Here is an 18,730-nt window from a genome sequence, read left to right as displayed (position 1 = left end):
CACAAAACCCGATGTTCATCCGTGGAGCGGGATGCTTAGTAGTTGAAAGTCTTGACCAGCAACAGGTCGCCGATTGCGCGCAGGGGCACGATGAAGGTCTCGCGTTTTTCATCGACGGTGTTTTCGTTAAGCACCAGGTTGATCTGCGAGGTAATCACCTCGTTCTGGTTGCCGGTCTCCTCGAAGTTATAGCCTTCGCTGCCGAAGTTGCCCCAATAGTTCACGTAAACCAGATAGGTGCCGTGCAGCGGTGCGGTCATGGTGAACATCTCCGGGCCGGGTCCATCGACGCCGTCCGGGTCGAGGCCGCCGCCATTGGTCAGCGCCGAGTGCGCCCAGAAAGCGTGCTGGCCGTCGGGGGTAATGATGTGCAAATCGAGTTCGGCCTTCGGGTCGTCCCAGCCCAGCACCACACGAATCCGCGCCGGGGTGCGCAGATTGTTGGCTTCATAGAATTGAACTCGCTTGAGTGACTGGCCTTCAACGCTACGCACTTCGACGCTGTTGGAACCGGCGCCGAACGCATAGGGCCGGGCGAAACGGCCCTGGTCGTCGGTGTACAGATTCAAGGGATTGCCGTTGACCGCCAGCGTGTGCGGCCCACGCTGAGTGCCGAGGGCCTTGAGTTGGCCTTCGATCATCGTGCGATTGCGCTGCACGCCCCGGTCGATGGGCGGCGTGGGATAGGCGACTTGCGGGTTTTCCGTGCGATCCAGCAAACCGTTGTAGCGCCAGCCGCCCACCGGTTCCGACAACTCGGCATTCGGCGCGGCCAGAATCGGGTGCGCGATAGCCAAGCCGATCAGCAGCAAAAGAAATGAGCGCATGCGACGCCTCCTGCCATGCATGACGAAACCTTGCGCCTGATCCTGGGCGCGTTACAGATGGGAATACTGCGTTTCGTCTGAAAGACCCGTGACTGCCAGGTCGTATAGGGCTCGAAGGTTAGCCATTCGGGTGTTTTTTAACAATCGAATGGCTCCGAAATTGCGGCGGGAATCACGATTACCCGATACTGTAGGAGCTGCCGGAGGCTGCGATCTTTTGATCCTGCTTCCCAAAAACAAAGTCAAAAGATCGCAGCCTCCGGCAGCTCCTACAAGGGTGTGCGTCGTCTGTGAGTTTGCCCATAAACCCCCTATCTGCTAGTGTCGCGCCGGTTTAACGTCAACCGGAAATCGCCGCCATGGCCCGCAAAAAAGCTGCACTGGATTTCGAACAGTCCCTCGCCGACCTGCAAACGCTGGTGGAGCGTCTGGAGAATGGCGAATTGTCGCTGGAGGACTCGCTGGCCGCTTTCGAGCAAGGCATCGGTCTGACCCGCGATTGCCAGGCGGCGCTGGCCCAGGCCGAGCAAAAGGTTCAGGTACTGCTCGAGCGTGATGGCGAGTTGGCCGAGGAACCCTTCGACGCGGATCAACCAGAATGATTGCAGCCTACTCGGCCACCAGCCAGGCCCGCGTCAATGCGGCGCTGGAAACCCTGTTCACGGCACCGGGCCCCGAGTTGGCACGGCTGTACGAAGCCATGCGCTACAGCGTGATGAATGGCGGCAAACGCGTGCGTCCACTGCTGGCCTACGCCGCCTGTGAAGCATTGGGCGGCAAGCCTGAGCAAGCCAACGGTGCCGCCTGTGCGGTGGAGCTGATCCACGCCTATTCACTGGTGCATGACGATTTGCCGGCGATGGACGATGACGATCTGCGTCGCGGCCAGCCCACCACCCACAAGAAATTCGATGAAGCCTGCGCGATCCTCGCCGGCGACGGCTTGCAGAGCCTGGCCTTCAGCGCCCTGCTAGACCCGCGCCTGAGCACGTCGGAGGCCGAAATCCGCCTGCAGATGGTCAGCGCCCTGGCACTGGCGGCAGGCCCGGCGGGCATGGTCGGCGGTCAGGCCATCGACCTCGGTTCGGTCGGCCTGAAGCTCGACCAGAAAGCCCTGGAGTACATGCACCGGCACAAGACCGGTGCGCTGATCGAAGTCAGCGTCAAACTCGGCGCCCTGGCCAGCGGCCGTGCCGAGAAAGACGAACTCAAGTCCCTGCAGACTTATGCACAGGCCATCGGCCTGGCATTCCAGGTCCAGGACGACATTCTCGACGTCGAAAGCGATACCGCCACCCTCGGCAAACGCCAGGGCGCGGACATTGCCCGGGACAAGCCGACCTATCCGGCCCTGCTCGGCCTCGACGCCGCCAAGGCCTATGCCCTGGAGCTGCGCGACCAGGCCCTGCACGCCCTGCGACCGTTTGACGCGGCGGCCGAGCCATTGCGTGATCTGGCCCGGTATATCGTCGATCGCCGCAGCTGACGACGAATCCGCCAAAAAGGACCAACGCGTGGGCAGGGGACGATGCATCAGGTAAACTGCCGCATCTTTTATACCTATAACGATTCGCCTGATGCCCACGACGTTTCATGAGATTCCCCGCAAGCGCCCGACCACGCCCCTGCTCGACCGCGCGAACACGCCGGACGGCCTGCGCCGGTTAGGCGAAGCCGAGCTGGAAACCCTGGCCGATGAGTTGCGCCTGGAATTGCTCTACACGGTCGGCCAGACCGGTGGGCATTTCGGTGCCGGCCTGGGCGTGATCGAGCTGACCATCGCGCTGCATTACGTCTTCGACACCCCGGACGACCGGCTGGTGTGGGACGTGGGTCATCAGGCTTATCCGCACAAGATCCTCACCGGTCGTCGCGAGCGCATGGGCACCCTGCGCCAGAAGGACGGCGTCGCTGCCTTCCCGCGGCGCTCCGAGAGCGAGTACGACACTTTTGGTGTCGGCCACTCCAGCACCTCGATCAGTGCCGCGCTGGGCATGGCGATTGCCGCCCGCCTGCAAAACAGCGAGCGCAAGGCGATCGCGGTGATCGGCGACGGCGCGTTGACCGCGGGCATGGCGTTCGAGGCGCTGAACCATGCGCCGGAAGTGGACGCCAACATGCTGGTAATCCTCAACGATAACGACATGTCGATCTCGCGCAACGTCGGTGGCTTGTCCAACTACCTGGCGAAGATCCTTTCCAGCCGCACCTACGCGAGCATGCGCGAAGGCAGCAAGAAAGTGCTGTCGCGCCTGCCCGGTGCCTGGGAAATCGCTCGCCGCACCGAAGAATACGCCAAAGGCATGCTGGTGCCCGGCACACTGTTCGAAGAGCTGGGCTGGAACTACATCGGCCCCATCGATGGCCACGACCTGCCGACCCTGATCGCCACCCTGCGCAACATGCGCGATCTGAAAGGCCCGCAGTTCCTGCACATCGTCACCAAAAAGGGCAAAGGCTTCGCCCCGGCGGAAGTCGACCCGATCGGTTACCACGCCATCACCAAACTCGAACCGCTGGACGCACCGGCCGCTGCGCCGAAGAAGGCCAGCGGGCCGAAATATTCCGGTGTGTTCGGCGAATGGCTGTGCGACATGGCGGCTGCCGATCCGCGTCTGGTCGGGATTACCCCGGCGATGAAGGAAGGCTCGGACCTGGTCGCGTTCAGCGAACGTTTCCCGCTGCGCTACTTCGACGTGGCCATTGCCGAGCAACACGCTGTGACCCTCGCGGCCGGCATGGCCTGCGAAGGCGCCAAACCCGTAGTGGCCATCTATTCGACCTTCCTGCAGCGCGGCTACGACCAGCTTGTCCACGATGTGGCGGTGCAGAATCTCGACGTACTGTTCGCCATCGACCGTGCAGGTCTGGTGGGCGAAGACGGTCCGACCCACGCCGGCAGCTTCGATTTGTCATTCCTGCGCTGCATCCCCGGCATGCTGGTGATGACCCCGAGCGATGAAAACGAGCTGCGCAAGATGCTCACCACCGGTCACCTGTACGAAGGCCCGGCGGCTGTGCGTTATCCACGCGGTAATGGCCCGAACGCGACCATCGAGAAAGACCTCGAACCGATCGAGATCGGCAAGGGTGTCGTCCGCCGCCAAGGCAGCAAAGTCGCCCTGCTGGTGTTCGGTGTGCAACTGGCCGAAGCCCTGAAAGTCGCCGAGACGCTGGATGCGACCGTGGTCGACATGCGTTTCGTCAAACCGCTGGATGAAGCGCTGGTGCGCGAAATCGCCGGCAGTCACGAGCTGCTGGTCACTGTCGAAGAAAACGCGATCATGGGCGGCGCCGGTGGCGCGGTCAGCGAATTCCTCGCCCGGGAAAACATCCTCAAGTCGATGCTGCACCTGGGCTTGCCGGACATCTACGTCGAACACGCCAAGCCTGCGCAAATGCTGGCCGAGTGCGGGCTGGATGAAGCCGGGATCGAGGCATCGATCCGCGAGCGCCTGCAACTGCTCAACATCTAAACGCAAAACCCTGTGGGAGCGGGCTTGCCCGCGAAGAGGCCGGTATATCCAACATCAATGTTGGCTGTACCGACGCCTTCGCGAGCAAGCCCGCTCCCACATTTGATTTGTGTGCACCACGAAACACCATCGGACCACCCATGAAGTTCTCCCGCCTCGCCCTGCCCCTATTCCTGCTACCCACCGCCAACGCCCTCGCCGACACCTTCGAACGCGATCAGGCGCTGAAGCTGCCCGACGTGCTGATCAGCGCCAACCGCCAGGTCGAAGCACGCAACGACAGCAGCGCCGCCAACACCGTGTTCACCCGCGACGACATCGATCGCCTGCAACCCGATAGCGTCACCGACCTGTTGCGCCGTGTACCGGGCGTGCAAGTCTCGCAGGCCGGCGGACGCGGCAGTGTGCCGGGGGTGTACATCCGCGGCACCCAGTCAGCCCAGAGCCTGGTGCTGGTGGACGGCCAGCGCATCGGCAGCTCGACCTCCGGCGACAGCAACCTGCAACACATCAACATCGAACAAGTCGAGCGCGTGGAAGTGCTGCGCGGTTCCCGTTCGGTGATTTATGGCAGCGATGCGATTGGCGGGGTGATCCAGATCTTCACCCGCCGTGGCGGCGAGCAGGGCCTGCAACCGCGCCTGCACACGGCATTGGGCAGCAACCAGACCTGGGAGCGCAGCCTTGGCTTGTCCGGCGGCGATGAGCGAACCCGCTTCAACCTCGGCGCCAGCCTCGACGAAAGCGCCGGGATCAATCGCACCCACGAGTCTTACCCCAGCGATGGCGACCATGATGAGTACCGAAACCAGTCGTTCAGCCTGAGCTTTAGCCACGCACTCAGCGATGACATCGAGATCGGCGCCAACGCGCTGGATAATCGCGGCAAAAGCGAATTCGACAACCCGTTCGGGCGCTTCGACATGAATACGTTCGAGTCGGTCCAACAGCAGCCCGACAACGAATTCGATGTGAGCAGTGTCAGCAGTTACATCGACGCGCGCATCAATGATCTGTGGCAAACCCGCATCGAGTTCGGCCACAGCGAAAACCGCGAGAAGACCCTCGACAAACTCAGTGACGAACGCAGCGTGTTCAACACCTACCGGGATTCGGTGAACTGGCAGAACGACCTGGCGCTCGACGAGCGCAACAGTCTGCTGCTCGGAGGTGACTGGTATGACGACCGGATCAACAGCAGCGCCGCGTTCGATGAAGACAGTCGCTGGAACCGTGCGGCGTACATCCAGCATCGCTATCGGGCTGACAGTTTCTCCACGGAGCTGGGTTTGCGTCACGACGACAACCAGCAATTTGGCAGCCAGAACACCTGGAGCGGTACCTTCACCCTGCCGCTGAACCCGGACAACGAAGTGCTGTTCACCTACAGCGAAGGCTTCCGCGCACCGACGTTCAACGATCTGTACTACCCCGACTTCAGCAACCCGGACCTCAAGCCTGAAACCTCGAAAAGCTATGAGCTGCAATGGCGCAGCCAATTGACCGACAGAAGTCGCCTGGAAACGTCGCTGTATCGCACCGACCTTGAAGACGCGATCATCTTCGGCAGCAACTCGCGCCCCGAGAACGTCGCCTCGGCGCGGATCAACGGCTTCGAAGCCGCGCTGAAACAGGAGTTGTTCGACTGGCAAAGCAATCTCGGCGTGGCGATCATCGACCCGCGCGACCGCGACACGGGTCATACCTTGGCCCGCCGCGCGCGCCGCACTTTGAGTTGGGATCTGGATCGACAGTTCGACCGCCTGGGCCTCGGCGCCAGTTGGCAAGCGGTCAGCAGCAGCTATGACGACCTGAACAATCAACAGCCCCTCGGCGGCTATGCCTTGCTGGGGCTGCGCAGCAGTTGGGAGCTCAATAGTGAAGTCCGGCTGGAGCTGAAGGTCGACAACCTGCTGGACAAGGGTTACAGCCGGGCGTTGTACAGCTACCAAGGCAGCCAGTACGGGTATCGCGAGGAAGGTCGGGCGTGGATGTTTGGCGTGACCTGGACGCCGGAGATCTAAAAGCTCAACTCGATCATTTGTGGCGAGGGGGCTTGCCCCCGTTGGGCTGCGAAGCGGCCCCAAAATCCTATACCCGTATTTCTCAGATACATCGCATTAATCTTATTGCGTGTGCTGCGCACCCGAACGGGGGCAAGCCCCCTCGCCACAGGGTGCGATCAATTGGCACAGCTTGGCAGTCGCCTCTATCATCTGCCCACTCGGCCGCTCCAGGCCCTTGTCCGTCACCAGGCGCAATTGCCCCTGTGCTACCGCCGCCACCTGCGGCCAGGCTTTCCACGCATCGAGCTGCGCCTGATCGCTGGCCAGAATCACCTCGGGATTACGCTGCAACACGGCTTCCACGCTGACTTGCGGTGCCGGCAGTTTCAGGTCGGCAAACACGTTTTGGGCGCCGCAGACCTCCAGCGCATCGCTGATGATCTGCTCGCCGCCGACGGTGTACAACGGCCGATCCCATATCTGATAGAACACCCGCAACGGCTGATCCCGTCGATAGCGTTGACGCAGTGCATCCAACCGCTGGCGCATGTCGCTGGCCAGTGAAACGCCGCGGTCAGGCCGACCGAGCTGAGCGGCAATGGCCTCGATTTGCGCGGCGAGCTGCTCCAGGCTGTGGGGTTCGGCGACATAGGTGGGAATGCTCAGGCGTTTGAGCTGGTCCCGCTGGGCCGGGCCGACGCTACCGGGCCATAGCAGCAACAGATCGGGCTGCAGACTGAGCAGCCGCTCCATGTCCAACTGGCCATAGCGGCCAACGGAGGGCAGGTTCTTGAGTTCAGCCGGTCGCTCACCGGCGTCCAGCACACCGACCAGGAGGTCGGCAGAACCCAGTTCCACGACGATTTCAGAGAGTGACGGTGCAAGGCTGACGACCCGCTCGACCGCGATGGCCGAGCGGCTGGCGGCCAGCAGCAAAACCGCCAGCCAGAGCGCGCGCATCAACCGAGCTGACGCGGAATACGGTAGAGATAGAACAGCACGGCAGTCGACAGCGCCAGCAGCATCAGCGGCACCGCTTCAAGCCCGACGAACACCGCCAGGGCACCGATCCACGCTGGCAGGCCGGCGGCAAGGAACGCCGTACGGCGCTTCGCCGCCAGGTTGATCCACGCGCCAGGTTCTTCAGGGGTATCGAGGGCTTTCTGGGTGGCGATCAGCGCGTGTTTGTAGGCGCCGAAAAACTTCAGGCTGACAAACATCGAGGCGACACCGGCGATGAACAACGGCATCGCCAGCACCGGCAGAATGGCTTCGCTCTGGCCGAACACCGCGTTGATCACAAACAGCGGCAACAGGGCCAGTGCCAGGTATTGCCACCAGTTGACGGACAGTCGCCGCCGAACCTGACCGCGGGTCACGCCCGGTCTACCTCGCCCTGATGCTCATTGCCCATCATGTGGTCGAGCTTGCTGGCCTTGGTCGCCAGGTAGAGTCGGTTATGCGGGTTGTGGCCAGTGTGCAACGGCACGCGCTCGGCGACCGCAATCCCCATGTCGGTCAAGGCTTTGACCTTGCGCGGGTTGTTGGTCATCAGGCGCAATGACTTCACACCCAGGTGCTCGAGCATCGGCAGGCACATGGCGTAGTCACGCTGGTCGGCGGCAAAGCCCAGACGCTCGTTGGCTTCCACGGTATCGGCGCCACCGTCCTGCAGCTCATAGGCGCGGATCTTGTTCAGCAGGCCAATGCCACGACCTTCCTGGCGCAAGTACAGCAACACGCCACGACCTTCACGGGCGATAGCCTGCAAAGCGGCCTCCAGTTGCGAGCCGCAGTCGCAACGCTGGCTGAACAGGGCATCGCCAGTCAGGCATTCGGAGTGCAACCGGCCGAGTACCGGGGCACCGTCGTCGAACTCACCCAGGCTCAGCACAACGTGCTCGCGGCCAGTGCCTTCATCGAGAAAGCCATGCATGGTGAATTGCGCAAAAGGCGTTGGCAGCTTGGAAGCGGCGACAAAAACGACAGGCACCGGTGTGCTCCTGATCTAAAAGTTCTGAAGATTCGCAGAGCCGGCATTGTAACAGCAGGTTCCGAGCGACGCTTAGGCTGAATTATCGGCGATAACTATCAAAAAGTTTGATATGCGGGCCGATCAATCTTTGTAGGAGCTGCCGAAGGCTGCGATCTTTTGATCTTCAAAATCAAAAGATCGCAGCCTTCGGCAGCTCCTACATTGGCCCCGTTCAATTGTCTTCGAATGGGTATGGCTGTTTCCAGCGCTCGAAGATAGGTTTCAGCTCACCGCTTTTGACCAACTGCTCCATGCGCTGATCGAACAGCGCCATCAGGCTACGCGCCTTTGCGGTCTTGGCAAAGCACAGGTACAGCGGCAACTCGGCGATATGGGTACTGCGCAACTGGGAGGGGTCTTTGGCACGATTGCGTACGTAATCGACTTCGGTCTGCCCGTCGATGTAATAGTCGGCACGGTTGTGGGTCAGCATCGACACGATTCCATCGCGCCGCTGCACTTCAGCAAAGTGCTGCACGTTGGGCAGGTAATCCTGATAATCGTAACCACGGACCCAAGCCAGTCGATAATTGCCCAGGGTTTCCGGGGTTGGCACCGGACTGCTTGCCAGGCCCAGGGCGTAGATGTGATCGGTGTCGAAGCTCCAATGGGGATAGAGAACAGCCTCGGACTCATCACGATAGGAACCGACGCAGGCATCGACTTCACCCCGCTCGGCCAGACCCAGCGAACGCAAGTAGGGCTCGGTGCGGATGTCCACCTTGACACCTGCCGGCTCGAACACTTGTCGCAGCACGTCCCAGCCCAGGCCATGACCGTCAGCGGCGGTATAGTCCTCCCAGTCTTCGCTGGCCAGATGAATCACCGACGGCGACGTAGCACCCCCTCCTCCTGCTTGGGCGAAAGAGCAAAATATCGCGAGCACCAACACCATCAATCCACGTAGAACCATCCCTGCTCCCCCGATTAACGCCTGGTCACCCTTGATCAGGCGAAAAACCACACCAATCCCTGCATCGCCAACCAGGCGAACACCCCGGCCAGCACATCATCGAGCATGATACCAACGCCGCCATGCACGTGCCGGTCGATCCAGCGAATCGGCCATGGCTTGAGGATGTCGAAGAAGCGGAACATCAAGAAGCCTGCCAGCAACCACTGCCAACCTTCCGGCACCAGCCACAGGGTGATCCACATCCCGACCATTTCGTCCCAGACGATGCCTTCATGGTCGTGAACCCGCAAATCATCGGCCACTTTGCCGCACAGCCAGAAGCCGAACAGCATGGTGATGCCAAGCATCAGCCAGTAACCCCAGTCGGGCAACATCTGCCACAACGGAATAAAGGGCAGCGCAACTAACGATCCCCAAGTGCCGGGCGCCTTTGGCAAGGTGCCCGAGCCGAAACCAAACGCCAGGAAATGCCATGGATTACGCCAGACCGACGGCGGTACGAATTCCGCCGGGACCTGTTTGGGATGATCTGTCACGGTGACTCCCGAAAATGTTGATAACCCCGGGTTTGCGGGGTGATGTCTTGGCCATCGGCGTCCAGCAACGTCACGCCCTGCCCCATCACCACCTGCCCAATCACATGGATCGGCCAGCCGTCGGCCAGCAATAGCGGCAACTCGACGGACGGTAGGGTAAACGCCAGCACGTAATCGTCGCCGCCGCTCAGAGCCGCCACTTGGGCGTCCGATCGGCCGAGAAAGTCGACCAGGCTCTGCGACAGCGGTAAACGCTCCCGCTCGACTTCGATACCGACCTTCGAGGCCAGCGCGATATGCCCGCAATCAGCGAGCAAACCGTCGGAGATGTCCATCGCCGAAGTGGCTTTGCCCCGCAGCGCCTGCCCCAGGCCAAGCTGCGGTTGCGGCGACCAGTAGTGGGCCAGCAATGGCTCGGCAATGCTCACGTCGGCCGTGCGCTGGCCGAGCACCAATGGCAAGGCACCGGCGGCATTGCCCAGGTCGCCGCCGACACACAGCAGATCGCCCGGTTGCGCACCGCTGCGGGTCAGAGCCTGGCCACTCGGCACGCGACCGAACACGGTCATGGTCAGGCTGAGCGGCCCACGGGTGGTATCGCCGCCGACCAGTGCCACGCCGCAGCCTTGCGCCATCTGGTTCAAACCACGGGCATAGGCTTGCAGCCAATCGGCGGTCACCGTCGGCAAGGTCAGGGCAAGGGTAAAGGCGATTGGAGTGGCGCCCATGGCGGCCAGGTCGCTGACGGCCACGGCCAGCGAGCGCTGACCGAGCAGAAAGGGATCGCAGGGATCGGCGAAATGCACGCCGGCCACCAGCGTATCGGTAGATATCGCCAACTGCTCCCCGGGAGGAACAGCCAGCAAGGCGCAGTCATCGCCGATCCCGAGGGCAACGCCTTCGCCGCCCTGCGCACAAGGCGCGGCGGCGAAGAAATTGCGGATCAGCTCAAACTCGCCCATGGCTTCGTGTCGACATTCCAAGCGCCGATCAGCGCTTGAACGCCTTCACTTCAGCTTCACGCAGACGCGGGGCCAGCTTGTCGAGCACACCGTTGACGAACTTGTGGCCGTCGGTGGAACCGAAGACCTTGGCCAGTTCGATACCTTCGTTGATCACAACGCGGTACGGCACGTCGACGCGCTTGAGCAGTTCCCAGGTGGACAGGCGCAGAACCGCCAGTTCAACCGGGTCCAGCTCTTCGATGGTCAGATCGAGGCAAGGCTTGAGTGCGGTGTCGATTTCGGTCTTGAACTGCGGAACCCCGTGCAGGATTTCGCGGAAGTACGCGCCGTCGACATCGCTGAAATCGTTATCGACCCGGAACTGCGCTTCGATCTCGTTCAGCGACTGCTTGGCCATGTGCCATTGGTACAGCGCCTGAGTCGCGAGCTGACGGGCTTCGCGGCGCTTGGCGCTTTTCGATGGCTTGCCGGCATCCGCAGGCTTTGGATCGCGCGGGTTGAAACGATCGCTATCGTCGCTAATCACTTGGCCTCCAACTGCGCCAGCAGGCTGACCATTTCCAGAGCGGACAGGGCAGCTTCAGCACCTTTGTTGCCGGCCTTGGTGCCGGAACGCTCGATGGCTTGCTCGATGGAGTCAACGGTCAGCACGCCGAATGCAACCGGTACGCCGAACTCCATGGACACCTGGGCCAGGCCCTTGGTGCATTCGCCAGCCACGTATTCGAAATGCGGAGTGCCGCCACGAATGACTGCGCCCAGGGCGATGATTGCCGCGAACTCGCCCTTTTGAGCGACTTTCTGTGCAACCAGCGGAATTTCGAAGGCGCCAGGCGCGCGGATGATGGTGATGTCGCTTTCGCTCACGCCGTGGCGAACCAGGGCATCAACGGCACCGCTGACCAGGCTTTCAACGACGAAGCTGTTGAAACGGCCCACTACCAGAGCGTAGCGGCCTTTAGGGGCGATGAAGGTACCTTCGATGGTCTTCAGGGTCATTCGTTAGATCTCTTAAAGAGCCGGGACGCGTCTCGTACGCGTCCCTCAGTGATATTTGAACCGCGAATTCAAGGCCGGGAACAACCGGTCATTATTCGGAGGGCACGTATTCTACAACTTCCAGATCGAAACCGGATATCGCATTAAATTTCATTGGTGCCGACATCAGGCGCATTTTGCGTACGCCCAGGTCGCGCAGGATCTGCGAACCGGCACCGACAGTGCTGTAGGTGGTCGGTTTTTTCACCGCCGCGTGATCGGCGGTTTCGCGGATATGCGCCAGCAACACGTCACCATCGAGCGGGTGACCGAGCAACAGCACCACGCCGCTACCGGCCTCGGCAACCGCTGACATGGCGGCGCGCAGGCTCCAGCGGCCCGGTTGCTTGACCATCAGCAGGTCACGCAGCGGGTCCATGTTGTGCACGCGAACCAGGGTCGGCTCTTCGGCACACACGTTGCCCAGGGTCAGTGCCATGTGCACGTCGCCTTCCACCGAATCACGATAGGTCACCAGGTTGAATTGGCCCAGTTCGCTGTCCAGCGGCTGCTCGGCAATCCGCTGAACGGTACGTTCGTGGATCATCCTGTAGTGAATCAGGTCGGCGATGGTGCCGATCTTGATGTCGTGTTCGGCAGCAAAAGCTTCCAGCTCGGCGCGACGGGACATGGTGCCGTCGTCGTTCATCACTTCGCAGATCACGCCGCTCGGTTCGAAACCGGCCATGCGTGCCAGGTCGCAGGCCGCTTCGGTGTGGCCGGCACGGGCCAGGGTACCGCCGGCCTGGGCCATCAGCGGAAAGATGTGGCCCGGGCTGACGATGTCTTCAGCCTTGGCATCACGGGCGGCAGCCGCTTGCACAGTACGTGCGCGGTCGGCGGCGGAGATGCCGGTGGTCACGCCGGTGGCGGCTTCGATGGAGACGGTGAACTTGGTGCCGAAACCGGAACCGTTGCGCGGTGCCATCAACGGCAGCTTGAGCAGTTCGCAGCGCTCGCGGCTCATCGGCATGCAGATCAGGCCACGGGCGTGCTTGGCCATGAAGTTGATGTGCTCGGGCTTGCAGCACTCGGCGGCCATGATCAGGTCGCCTTCGTTCTCGCGGTCTTCGTCATCCATGAGGATGACCATCTTGCCTTGGCGGATGTCTTCAACCAGTTCTTCGATGCTATTGAGCGCCACAAGGCACCCCCTTGAGTCAGGATTTGAGGTAGCCGTTGGCGGCCAGAAAGCTTTCGGTAATGGTGCTGCCGGCAGTCGGCTCTGCGGCCTTGTCGCCCAAAAGCAGACGCTCCAGGTAACGGGCCAGCAAGTCCACTTCCAGGTTCACCCGGCGACCAGGCTGATACGACGCCATGATGGTTTCGCTCAGGGTGTGCGGAATGATGGTCAGCAGGAACTCGGCGCCATCGACCGCGTTCACGGTCAGGCTGGTGCCGTCGACGGTGATCGAGCCTTTATGGGCGATGTACTTGGCCAGGTCCTTGGGCGCGCGAATGCGGAATTCCACAGCGCGCGCGTTTTCGGTACGGGTAACCACTTCACCCACGCCATCGACGTGACCGCTGACCAGGTGCCCGCCAAGGCGAGTGGTCGGGGTCAGGGCTTTTTCCAGGTTGACCGGGCTACCGCTTTTCAGGTCGTTCATGGCGGTGCAATCGAGGGTTTCGCGACTGACGTCCGCCGCAAAACCATTGCCTGGTAATTCAACGGCCGTCAGGCACACGCCGTTGACCGCGATGCTGTCGCCCAGTTTGACATCGCTCAGGTCGAGCTTGCCGGTTTCGACGTGTACCCGCACATCACCGCCCTTTGGGGTCAATGCACGAATACTGCCGATGGATTCGATGATGCCGGTAAACATGAGGTTCTCCTCGAGAACAAAGCCAGCGCTATAGCGATGGCCGGAAATTATACGCTCGCTGCTGGCACAGGGATGGCGATGACTCGCCAGTCATCGCCAACTGCACGAATTTCGGTGATTTTGAGTGCCGGCGCATCCTTCATTTGTGCGAGCGGCCAGTCCAGCAGCGGCCGCGCCGAAGAACCCAGGAACTTGCCGGCGATGAAAATCTGGAATTCGTCCACCAGCCCAAGCTGAGCGAAAGCACCCGCCAGCCGTGGACCGGCCTCGACCAGCACCTCGTTGACGCCACGGTTGGCGAGTTCGACCAGCAACTGACGCAAGTCGACCTGGCCATCGTAGCCGGGCACGATCAGGCATTCCGGGCCATTGGCGTACTGCTCTTCCACCGCCACACAGGTGGCGACCAGCGCCGGGCCGGCCTTGAAGAACGGCGCATCCAGCGGAACGCGCAGGCGGCCATCGACCAGCACACGCAGCGGCGGCCGGCTCATGGCCAGTGCTGTTTGCTCGGCGTCCAGTCCGAGCTCATCGGCACGCACGGTCAAGCGTGCGTTATCCGCCAGCAGCGTGTCGGCGCCGGTGAGCACCACGCTGGCCTGGGCGCGCAGGCGTTGCACCGCCGAGCGTGCAGCCGGACCGGTAATCCACTGACTTTCGCCGCTTTCCATCGCCGTGCGACCGTCAAGGCTCATGGCCAGCTTGACCCGCACGAACGGCAAGCCGTGCTCCATGCGCTTGAGGAAGCCTTGGTTGAGCTTTCGCGCTTCGCCCTCCAGCACACCACTTTCGGTGGCGATACCGGCCTGAGCCAGGCGTTGCAAACCACGACCGGCGACTTCCGGGTTCGGGTCCTGCATCGCCGCGACCACGCGAGCCACGCCGGCATTCACCAGCGCATCGGCACAGGGCGGCGTGCGGCCGTGGTGGCTGCAAGGCTCAAGCGTCACATAAGCGGTTGCGCCGCGCGCCTGCTCTCCGGCCGCGCGCAAGGCGTGGACCTCGGCGTGAGGCTCGCCGGCGCGCTCGTGCCAGCCTTCGCCGACAATCTGCCCATCCTGCACGATCACGCAACCTACACGCGGGTTGGGGTGCGTTGTGTAATGCCCCTTGCGCGCCAGTTCCAGGGCACGGGCCATGAAATGGGCATCGAGGATGGCAAGTTCTGCGGGCGTGGTCATTCTTTCACCGGTTCACGGGCCAGGCGATCGATCTCTTCGCGGAACTCGTTGAGGTCCTGGAAGCGGCGATACACCGAGGCAAAGCGGATGTAGGCGACTTCGTCGAGCTTCTGCAGCTCGGCCATCACCAGTTCGCCAACCACGAGGGATTTGACCTCGCGCTCGCCGGTGGCACGCAGTTTGTGTTTGATGTGCACCAGCGACGATTCGAGGCGCTCGACACTCACCGGGCGCTTCTCCAGCGCACGCTGCATGCCGGCGCGGAGTTTTTCTTCGTCGAACGGCTGGCGGCTGCCGTCGGTTTTGATCAGGCGCGGCAACACCAGTTCAGCCGTCTCGAACGTCGTGAAACGCTCGCCGCAGGCCAGGCATTCACGCCGGCGGCGCACCTGTTCGCCCTCGGCGACCAGACGCGAGTCGATGACCTTGGTGTCGTTGGCACCGCAGAAGGGACAGTGCATGGTGGCAGGCAACAAAAAAAGGGAGGGCCATGGTAGCGCATCCCGGTGGCAAGACAAGCCATAGGGTTTGCGGTATACAGACGGGATGATCACTTGATCCATGGAATTCAGGTTTATGGAGCCACCAATGTCGTTACGTCCGCTCATTTTGCTCAGTGTTTTCAGCCTGCTGGTGGCTTGCGGCAGCGATGCACCCAAGCCCCAGCTGCCAACACCTGGCCCGGCGCCGCAGCAAGCGCAGAAGAAAGCCAGGGAGGCCGCCGACCTCGGCCCCCTGCCTGCCTATCAGCGTGAGCTGAGCGGCACCCTGCAGGGCGTGCCGGCAGGCGCCGAAGTCGAACTGGCATTGCTGGTGATCGACGAAAAAGACCGCCCGCAACAATTGATCGCCAGCTCCAGCCTGATCGGCAATAACCAGGTGCTGCCGTTTCACTTACGCTTCAATCCGGAGTCCTTCCCGACCGGCGCCCGCGTGGAACTGCGAGGCCGCGCCAGCCAGTCCGGCCAGTTGATCCTGCACTTGCCGTCGCAACTGATTACCCAGCCGACCACCCAGGCCCTGGGCCAATTGCAATTCGTCAAAGCCCCATGAGTGCACCGCTCGACCTGCAACGGGCCCTGGCTGAATTGCTCGGCGATGCACAACTGGTGGCCTGCCCGTTGCCGGAAACCGATTTGAAGCTGTGGCTGATCGACGGCGACAACATGGACCGCGCCTTCAGCCCCGAAGAGACCCGGCGCATCCTGCATGAGCCACCGTACTGGAGTTTCTGCTGGGCCAGCGGCTTGGCCGTGGCCCGCTATCTGGCCGCAAACCCGCACTGGGTCGAAGGCAAGCGGGTGCTGGATTTCGGCGCTGGCTCCGGGGTGGCGGGGATTGCCGCCGCCAGGGCCGGCGCACTGGAAGTACTGGCCTGCGACCTCGACCCGCTGGCGATTGCCGCGTGTCGGGCGAATGCCGAGCTCAATGACGTGCAACTCAACTACTCGACGGATTTTTTCGCCGAGGCTGATCGCTTCGATCTGATCCTGGTGGCGGATGTGCTGTACGACCGGGCGAACCTGCCGCTGCTCGACCAGTTCCTCAGTCGCGGCCGAGAGGCGCTGGTGGCGGATTCCCGGGTACGGGATTTTTGCCATCCGTTGTACCGGCGCATCGAGATGCTCGAAGCCATGACCCTGCCGGATCTGGCCGAGCCCCACGAGTTTCGGCATGTGAGCCTGTACCACGCGCAGCGTTAGCCAAGAGCTTCGCGAGCAAGCCCGCTCCCACATTGGAATGCGTTCTTCCCTGTGGGAGCGGGCTTGCTCGCGAAGGCGTCCGGTCAGGCAACATACCTCTCATGACTACCCCGCTTTCGGCGCCCCCCCACCAAGCCGTATAGTTGCCCCATTCACGCTTCTACGAGATTGCCCATGAGTCAGGAAACGCCGTACATCTTCGACGCCACGACTGCCGATTTCGACCAGTCGGTGATCGAGAACTCTTTCCACAAGCCGGTGCTGGTGGATTTCTGGGCCGAATGGTGCGCGCCCTGCAAAGTGCTGATGCCGATGTTGCAGAGCATTGCCGAGAGCTATCAGGGTGAGTTGCTGCTGGCCAAGGTCAACTGCGACCTCGAGCAAGACATCGTCGCCCGCTTCGGCATCCGCAGCCTGCCGACCGTGGTGCTGTTCAAGGACGGCCAGCCTGTCGACGGTTTTGCCGGTGCCCAGCCGGAATCCGCCGTGCGCGCCCTGCTCGAACCTCATGTGCAGATGCCGCCACCAGCCGCCGCCGATCCGTTCGAGCAGGCCCAGGCGCTGTTCGACGACAGCCGCTTTGCTGATGCCGAAGCGCTGCTCAAAGAGATCCTGGGTGAAGACAATACCAACGCCAAAGCGCTGATCCTGTACGCCCGCTGCCTGACCGAGCGCGGTGAACTGGGCGAGGCGCAAGCCGTGCTGGATGCGGTCAAGAGCGACGAGCACAAGGCCGCGCTGGCCGGCGCCAAGGCGCAGATCAAGTTTCTCGGTTTGGCCAAGGACTTGCCGGACGCCGCCGACCTGAAGGCACGGCTGGCGAAAGACCCGCTGGACGATGAAGCGGTTTATCAACTGGCGATCCAGCAACTGGCCCGTCAGCAGTACGACGCCGCACTGGATGCTTTGCTGAAGTTGTTCATCCGCAACCGCAGCTACAGCGAAGGCTTGCCGCACAAGACCTTGCTGCAGGTGTTCGAGTTGCTGGGTAATGATCATCCGCTGGTGAGCACGTACCGTCGTAAACTGTTTGCTGCGCTTTATTAAAAATCAAAAGATCGCAGCCTGCGGCAGCTCCTACAGAGGACTTGTATTCACCCTGTAGGAGCTGCCGCAGGCTGCGATCTTTTTACGGTCTACTCGATCCAGCTGTAGAGCGGCGTATCCCCGCCGCTCACCACCTTCACATCCGCACAATGGCGCAAACGCACCAACAGGCGCTTGCCCGCCGCCGCACTGCCGGTCAGGCCCTCCAATTGATCGAGCAAGTCCGGTCCACTCAACTGTCCGGCCTGACGCAGAAAATCCCGGGCGATCTGCCACAGCGCATCATCCTGATTCAGCGGCTTCGCCACCGGGGTGCTCACCGGGGATTTTTCTACCTGCAACTGCGCCCCTAATCGCGCCCAGTCCGCATCGTCCATCTCTAGGGTCAAATCCACCGGCCAGTCGCCGATGCTTCCGCGAATTCGCAACATAAGTCTGCTCCCGCACTTTTCTTCCCTGCATGCTCCCATGGGACTTGTGCAACGCCAAGCAGGCAGTCAAACTCTCCGCACCAATGTTATAAGATTACATAACATTTTCTTCATTTTACTTTTCGGAGACTCGCCATGCGTCGTCTGCTTCTCGCTCTGCCGTTTGCCATGCTGCCGCTGGCTGTCGCCCATGCCGCCGACGAACACGATCATGAGCATGGCAGCCTGGGAGCCCACGAACATGGCGTTGGACGCCTGAATGCGGCGCTGGACGGCAAGACCCTGGCGCTGGAACTGCAAAGCCCGGCCATGAACCTGGTGGGTTTCGAACACGTCGCCACCAGCGATGCCGACAAAGCCAAAGTCGCCGCGGCCCGCGCTCTGCTTGAACAACCGCTGGCCCTGTTCAACTTGCCGAAAGCCGCCGGTTGCGTAGTGGAGAACCAGGAACTGGAAAGCCCGTTGTTCGGTGACACACCCGATGCCGACGATGACCATGATGAAGACGCCAAGGGCGAGCATCATCACGACCACAGCGAAATCCACGCTCATTATCAGTTCACCTGCGCCACACCGGACGCATTGAAGACCCTGGACCTGGCGAACATGTTCAACTCGTTCCCGGCCACTCGGACGATTCAGGTACAACTGATCGGCCCGAACGGGCAGCAAGGCGTTGACGTGACGGCCAAGGCTGCCGCCCTCAAATTCTGAACTCACAATAGATTTCCTGTAGGAGCTGC

Annotated in this window: 22 protein-coding genes; 8 read left to right on the top strand and 14 right to left on the bottom strand. The window is 61.9% G+C overall.

Annotated elements, in window-relative coordinates:
* Positions 1 to 35: 35 nt before the first annotated feature.
* Positions 36 to 827 (bottom strand): YfaP family protein, encoded by a 792-nt coding sequence (locus tag KW846_RS27890; protein ID WP_218486223.1) that lies wholly within the window; start codon positions 825 to 827, stop codon positions 36 to 38.
* A gap of 359 nt (positions 828 to 1,186) precedes the next feature.
* Here KW846_RS27890 and KW846_RS27885 point away from each other — a divergent pair, with 359 nt between their 5' ends.
* The 4 genes from KW846_RS27885 to KW846_RS27870 all read left to right on the top strand — a co-directional run bounded on the left by KW846_RS27885 (position 1,187) and on the right by KW846_RS27870 (position 6,327).
* Complete coding sequence (locus KW846_RS27885) at positions 1,187 to 1,429, top strand: exodeoxyribonuclease VII small subunit (RefSeq protein ID WP_007970180.1); 243 nt, start codon at positions 1,187 to 1,189, stop codon at positions 1,427 to 1,429.
* Positions 1,426 to 2,313, top strand: coding sequence for a (2E,6E)-farnesyl diphosphate synthase (gene ispA / locus KW846_RS27880; RefSeq protein ID WP_007970179.1), 888 nt, complete (start codon positions 1,426 to 1,428; stop codon positions 2,311 to 2,313). The genes KW846_RS27885 and ispA overlap by 4 nt, the downstream gene beginning before the upstream one ends.
* 91 nt (positions 2,314 to 2,404) lie before the next feature.
* The gene (dxs, locus tag KW846_RS27875; protein ID WP_218486222.1) at positions 2,405 to 4,303 is read left to right on the top strand and encodes a 1-deoxy-D-xylulose-5-phosphate synthase; all 1,899 of its coding nucleotides are present in this window, start codon (positions 2,405 to 2,407) and stop codon (positions 4,301 to 4,303) included.
* Positions 4,304 to 4,443: 140 nt separating this feature from the next.
* Positions 4,444 to 6,327, top strand: a complete 1,884-nt coding sequence (locus KW846_RS27870) for a TonB-dependent receptor domain-containing protein (protein WP_218486221.1) — start codon at positions 4,444 to 4,446, stop codon at positions 6,325 to 6,327.
* A 102-nt stretch (positions 6,328 to 6,429) separates the two neighbouring features.
* On the opposite strand, the gene KW846_RS27865 is transcribed toward KW846_RS27870, so the two are convergent.
* From KW846_RS27865 to nrdR, 12 genes are all read right to left on the bottom strand, one after another.
* Positions 6,430 to 7,269, bottom strand: a complete 840-nt coding sequence (locus tag KW846_RS27865) for a cobalamin-binding protein (RefSeq protein WP_218486220.1) — start codon at positions 7,267 to 7,269, stop codon at positions 6,430 to 6,432.
* A complete protein-coding gene (locus KW846_RS27860) occupies positions 7,269 to 7,688 on the bottom strand; it encodes an MFS transporter (RefSeq protein WP_102702040.1) in 420 nt (139 codons plus the stop codon). Before KW846_RS27860 ends, KW846_RS27865 begins: the two co-directional genes overlap by 1 nt.
* Positions 7,685 to 8,302 (bottom strand): GTP cyclohydrolase II, encoded by a 618-nt coding sequence (gene ribA / locus KW846_RS27855; RefSeq protein ID WP_007970170.1) that lies wholly within the window; start codon positions 8,300 to 8,302, stop codon positions 7,685 to 7,687. The genes KW846_RS27860 and ribA overlap by 4 nt, the downstream gene beginning before the upstream one ends.
* 214 nt (positions 8,303 to 8,516) lie before the next feature.
* Positions 8,517 to 9,257, bottom strand: coding sequence for an ABC transporter substrate-binding protein (locus KW846_RS27850; RefSeq protein ID WP_218486219.1), 741 nt, complete (start codon positions 9,255 to 9,257; stop codon positions 8,517 to 8,519).
* Between the two features lie 35 nt (positions 9,258 to 9,292).
* A complete protein-coding gene (locus tag KW846_RS27845; RefSeq protein WP_007970166.1) occupies positions 9,293 to 9,796 on the bottom strand; it encodes a phosphatidylglycerophosphatase A in 504 nt (167 codons plus the stop codon).
* Positions 9,793 to 10,758, bottom strand: coding sequence for a thiamine-phosphate kinase (gene thiL / locus KW846_RS27840; RefSeq protein ID WP_218486218.1), 966 nt, complete (start codon positions 10,756 to 10,758; stop codon positions 9,793 to 9,795). Before thiL ends, KW846_RS27845 begins: the two co-directional genes overlap by 4 nt.
* 28 nt (positions 10,759 to 10,786) lie before the next feature.
* Positions 10,787 to 11,287 carry a transcription antitermination factor NusB gene (gene nusB / locus KW846_RS27835; protein WP_007970164.1) on the bottom strand — a complete coding sequence of 167 codons (501 nt, stop codon included), beginning with the start codon at positions 11,285 to 11,287 and terminating at the stop codon, positions 10,787 to 10,789.
* Positions 11,284 to 11,760, bottom strand: a complete 477-nt coding sequence (gene ribE, locus KW846_RS27830; protein ID WP_003228649.1) for a 6,7-dimethyl-8-ribityllumazine synthase — start codon at positions 11,758 to 11,760, stop codon at positions 11,284 to 11,286. The genes nusB and ribE overlap by 4 nt, the downstream gene beginning before the upstream one ends.
* Positions 11,761 to 11,851: 91 nt before the next feature.
* On the bottom strand, positions 11,852 to 12,943 hold the full coding sequence (gene ribBA / locus KW846_RS27825; RefSeq protein ID WP_007970163.1) for a bifunctional 3,4-dihydroxy-2-butanone-4-phosphate synthase/GTP cyclohydrolase II: 1,092 nt from the start codon (positions 12,941 to 12,943) through the stop codon (positions 11,852 to 11,854).
* 16 nt (positions 12,944 to 12,959) lie between these two features.
* Positions 12,960 to 13,625 (bottom strand): riboflavin synthase, encoded by a 666-nt coding sequence (locus KW846_RS27820; RefSeq protein WP_218486217.1) that lies wholly within the window; start codon positions 13,623 to 13,625, stop codon positions 12,960 to 12,962.
* A gap of 47 nt (positions 13,626 to 13,672) precedes the next feature.
* Positions 13,673 to 14,806, bottom strand: a complete 1,134-nt coding sequence (gene ribD / locus KW846_RS27815; RefSeq protein WP_218486216.1) for a bifunctional diaminohydroxyphosphoribosylaminopyrimidine deaminase/5-amino-6-(5-phosphoribosylamino)uracil reductase RibD — start codon at positions 14,804 to 14,806, stop codon at positions 13,673 to 13,675.
* A complete protein-coding gene (gene nrdR, locus KW846_RS27810; RefSeq protein ID WP_003228656.1) occupies positions 14,803 to 15,267 on the bottom strand; it encodes a transcriptional regulator NrdR in 465 nt (154 codons plus the stop codon). Before nrdR ends, ribD begins: the two co-directional genes overlap by 4 nt.
* Before the next feature lie 127 nt (positions 15,268 to 15,394).
* Between nrdR and KW846_RS27805 the strand changes: the two genes are divergently transcribed.
* The 3 genes from KW846_RS27805 to trxA all read left to right on the top strand — a co-directional run bounded on the left by KW846_RS27805 (position 15,395) and on the right by trxA (position 17,556).
* Positions 15,395 to 15,859 carry a YbaY family lipoprotein gene (locus KW846_RS27805; protein ID WP_218486215.1) on the top strand — a complete coding sequence of 155 codons (465 nt, stop codon included), beginning with the start codon at positions 15,395 to 15,397 and terminating at the stop codon, positions 15,857 to 15,859.
* Positions 15,856 to 16,509, top strand: coding sequence for a methyltransferase (locus KW846_RS27800; protein WP_218486214.1), 654 nt, complete (start codon positions 15,856 to 15,858; stop codon positions 16,507 to 16,509). Before KW846_RS27805 ends, KW846_RS27800 begins: the two co-directional genes overlap by 4 nt.
* Positions 16,510 to 16,683: 174 nt before the next feature.
* Positions 16,684 to 17,556 (top strand): thioredoxin, encoded by an 873-nt coding sequence (trxA, locus tag KW846_RS27795; RefSeq protein WP_218486213.1) that lies wholly within the window; start codon positions 16,684 to 16,686, stop codon positions 17,554 to 17,556.
* 89 nt (positions 17,557 to 17,645) lie between these two features.
* Here the strand turns inward: trxA and KW846_RS27790 are convergent, their stop codons facing one another.
* Positions 17,646 to 17,987, bottom strand: coding sequence for a hypothetical protein (locus KW846_RS27790; protein ID WP_218486212.1), 342 nt, complete (start codon positions 17,985 to 17,987; stop codon positions 17,646 to 17,648).
* A gap of 135 nt (positions 17,988 to 18,122) precedes the next feature.
* On the opposite strand from KW846_RS27790, the gene KW846_RS27785 reads away from it, so the two are divergent.
* On the top strand, positions 18,123 to 18,701 hold the full coding sequence (locus KW846_RS27785) for a DUF2796 domain-containing protein (RefSeq protein WP_218486211.1): 579 nt from the start codon (positions 18,123 to 18,125) through the stop codon (positions 18,699 to 18,701).
* Positions 18,702 to 18,730 lie beyond the last annotated feature (29 nt).

It is taken from the genome of Pseudomonas sp. PDM32, assembly GCF_019219225.1.
Classification (GTDB): domain Bacteria; phylum Pseudomonadota; class Gammaproteobacteria; order Pseudomonadales; family Pseudomonadaceae; genus Aquipseudomonas; species Aquipseudomonas laurylsulfatiphila.
The sequence above is the reverse complement of the archived record's forward strand: the minus strand, read 5'-3'. Positions and strand labels throughout refer to the sequence as shown.

Excerpts from the sequence above, each read along its gene's own strand:
- KW846_RS27785 (WP_218486211.1), top strand. The coding sequence starts at position 18,123 with ATGCGTCGTCTGCTTCTCGCTCTGCCGTTTGCCATGCTGCCGCTGGCT.
- ribE (WP_003228649.1), bottom strand. The coding sequence starts at position 11,760 with ATGACCCTGAAGACCATCGAAGGTACCTTCATCGCCCCTAAAGGCCGC.
- thiL (WP_218486218.1), bottom strand. The coding sequence starts at position 10,758 with ATGGGCGAGTTTGAGCTGATCCGCAATTTCTTCGCCGCCGCGCCTTGT.
- KW846_RS27870 (WP_218486221.1), top strand. The coding sequence starts at position 4,444 with ATGAAGTTCTCCCGCCTCGCCCTGCCCCTATTCCTGCTACCCACCGCC.
- KW846_RS27800 (WP_218486214.1), top strand. The coding sequence starts at position 15,856 with ATGAGTGCACCGCTCGACCTGCAACGGGCCCTGGCTGAATTGCTCGGC.
- KW846_RS27885 (WP_007970180.1), top strand. The coding sequence starts at position 1,187 with ATGGCCCGCAAAAAAGCTGCACTGGATTTCGAACAGTCCCTCGCCGAC.
- trxA (WP_218486213.1), top strand. The coding sequence starts at position 16,684 with ATGAGTCAGGAAACGCCGTACATCTTCGACGCCACGACTGCCGATTTC.
- nrdR (WP_003228656.1), bottom strand. The coding sequence starts at position 15,267 with ATGCACTGTCCCTTCTGCGGTGCCAACGACACCAAGGTCATCGACTCG.
- ribD (WP_218486216.1), bottom strand. The coding sequence starts at position 14,806 with ATGACCACGCCCGCAGAACTTGCCATCCTCGATGCCCATTTCATGGCC.
- dxs (WP_218486222.1), top strand. The coding sequence starts at position 2,405 with ATGCCCACGACGTTTCATGAGATTCCCCGCAAGCGCCCGACCACGCCC.
- KW846_RS27805 (WP_218486215.1), top strand. The coding sequence starts at position 15,395 with ATGTCGTTACGTCCGCTCATTTTGCTCAGTGTTTTCAGCCTGCTGGTG.
- KW846_RS27890 (WP_218486223.1), bottom strand. The coding sequence starts at position 827 with ATGCGCTCATTTCTTTTGCTGCTGATCGGCTTGGCTATCGCGCACCCG.
- ispA (WP_007970179.1), top strand. The coding sequence starts at position 1,426 with ATGATTGCAGCCTACTCGGCCACCAGCCAGGCCCGCGTCAATGCGGCG.
- KW846_RS27790 (WP_218486212.1), bottom strand. The coding sequence starts at position 17,987 with ATGTTGCGAATTCGCGGAAGCATCGGCGACTGGCCGGTGGATTTGACC.
- KW846_RS27820 (WP_218486217.1), bottom strand. The coding sequence starts at position 13,625 with ATGTTTACCGGCATCATCGAATCCATCGGCAGTATTCGTGCATTGACC.
- KW846_RS27865 (WP_218486220.1), bottom strand. The coding sequence starts at position 7,269 with ATGCGCGCGCTCTGGCTGGCGGTTTTGCTGCTGGCCGCCAGCCGCTCG.
- KW846_RS27850 (WP_218486219.1), bottom strand. The coding sequence starts at position 9,257 with ATGGTTCTACGTGGATTGATGGTGTTGGTGCTCGCGATATTTTGCTCT.